This window comes from Sulfitobacter sp. UBA4523 (assembly GCF_002388305.1).
Classification (GTDB): domain Bacteria; phylum Pseudomonadota; class Alphaproteobacteria; order Rhodobacterales; family Rhodobacteraceae; genus Sulfitobacter; species Sulfitobacter pontiacus.
In genome coordinates this window covers 95,983-96,658 of the sequence record NZ_DGMH01000017.1, presented here as the reverse complement: position 1 = coordinate 96,658, position 676 = coordinate 95,983, and the positions used below count along the sequence as shown (strand labels likewise).

Genomic DNA, 676 nt, shown 5'->3' with positions numbered 1-676 from the left:
CCCTGACCGAGAACGTGATGATGCTGGGCATGGGGCTTTGGATGCTGGTACGGCTCTTCGGGTGATATTCTGGCACCTGCTCAGCGGGCTTGGTGCCTATTCCTATTGCAAATCCCCCCGCGCCGCATCAGCGGTACGGGGGGATTTTTGTTCGTGTGGGGCGAGGGGGACACCCCCTTCTGTGCCTAACATGCGCCGCCTTAGGGGGCGATCCGGACCTCAAAGGACACAGACCCCGTTGCACCCGGTTCATGTGATCCGGTGCAGTCCCATTGCAGCGCCCCCGCATAGCCCGCCGTATCTGCCCCGGGCGTGGTCATCGTGCAGACCACATTGCCGCCGATGGAGACGGGGCTTGGGATGGCGGATGCCAGTTCTGTGTAGGGCGGCGTGCGGTCGTGGATCACGATGTTGGTCGCGGGCAGTTCGCCAGGGTTGTCGAGGAAGATGCGATATTCAAGCACATCCCCCGCAGCGGCACCGTTGCTGACGCCTTCGGGCGTGCCTTGGGTCACATTGCGGACCGTTTTGCGCAGTTTCAGCACCCCTTCGGAGGATTCTACCCGCACCAGATCGGTGTTTCGGTCCTGCTCGGTCGCGCCGGTCGCGCCATAGGTCGTGTCGGCGACCACATCAAAGGCGATGGTTGATCCCGGTGCCGCCGCACCCGAGGCGG

General features: G+C 63.6%; 1 protein-coding gene. It reads right to left on the bottom strand.

What is annotated here, in order from left to right:
• Nucleotides 1–200: 200 nt before the first annotated feature.
• On the bottom strand, nucleotides 201–676 hold a 476-nt coding region (locus B3849_RS03720), incomplete at its 5' end, for a hypothetical protein (protein WP_286779829.1).